Source organism: Vibrio sp. Vb0349 (assembly GCF_033338975.1).
This window is the reverse complement of sequence record NZ_JAWOTS010000263.1, coordinates 1-1,278: the sequence shown is the minus strand read 5'-3', so window position 1 is coordinate 1,278 and position 1,278 is coordinate 1. Positions and strand designations below refer to the sequence as shown.

At 46.2% G+C, this 1,278-nt stretch carries 1 protein-coding gene; it reads left to right on the top strand.

What is annotated here, in order from left to right; all coding sequences use genetic code 11:
* Window positions 1-1,278: ABC transporter permease (locus tag R7Q47_RS25060; RefSeq protein ID WP_318090016.1), on the top strand; the 1,278-nt coding region annotated here is incomplete at both ends.

Below are 1,278 nucleotides of genomic sequence, written 5' to 3'. Positions count from 1 at the left end.
CTAAAAGCTGACAATGCGGCGCTAAAGCAACTCCAAGATAAGACAGTTCTGTCACCAAGTGATCGCTGGCGTACTCAAGATACCGCGAGTCGCAGCAATGAAGTTTTTGATCGAACTACACAGTATTTATCATTGACCGTAGCTATCGTCATAATTATGGCCGCGACAACGTTGGTTCTTACTTGCCAAAACTACGTGAATAGCCGAACTCAAACCATCGCAATGTTGAAAAGCCTTGGCGCGAGCAGACGTTGGATAGAAAAGTGGGTATTGATTCAAGTTGCCATTCTATTGGTAACCGCCAGTATTGTCGGACTCATTCTGGGTAGCGGCTTGGAATATTTGTTACGTATTCCTCTGAAAGATCTCTTGCCAAACCCACTACCGAGTTACGGCGTCACTCCATTTGTTGTCGCTGTGGTTTCTGCCATTCTCATCACTGTTCCGGCGCTTGGTATCCCGCTACTTGGGTTAATTAAGACACCAGCACTTGAGGTTTTACAGCAGGGCACAGCGCAACGATCTTGGAAACGACTGCTGCTCGTCCTTGTCCCTGTGCTTCCATTGCTCGCGTTGTACGCAAACAACACTTTGGTCTGGATTGTACTTGCGGGTATTGCAGCACTATTTGTCGTGTTGGCCGGATTAAGCATCGCACTGACGAAGTTATTCTCCCGCTTTGCCACCAAACCAGCGATGAAGTTGGCACTGAGCCGAATCAACCGCACGCCTATTACCAGCGGTTTGCAGTTTGGTGCGCTTTCACTTTCTTTGATGCTCCTTTCCATTATTTGGCTTGTCCGTAGCGATATCCTCGCAGATTGGGAACGGACTTTGCCTGCGGATGCGCCTAATGTATTTGCATTAAACATTGGAGATTATGAACTGGCTAACTACCTAGAAACACTGGATAAAAATGGAGTGACGCGGTCACAAGCATTTCCAATTATTCGAGGACGACTCACAGAGATTAATGGCCAAAACGTTAAAGACGTTGAATATGAAGGGGAAGGCTCTGACGCAATCCGTCGAGAGCTTAACTTAACATGGGGTGATCAGTTACCAGAATATAATGACGTTCTTTCAGGAAAATGGACGAACGCAAACAGTGTTTCTGTTGAGGCAGATGTCGCGCGCGATTTGGGTATTCAACTTGGAGACAAATTAAGGTTTGTTATCAACAGCCAAAACTTTGATGCGACGGTGGATACCATTCGCCATGTTGAGTGGCGAGATATGAAGCCTAACTTCTATTTCATCTTTTCTTCTGATGTGATG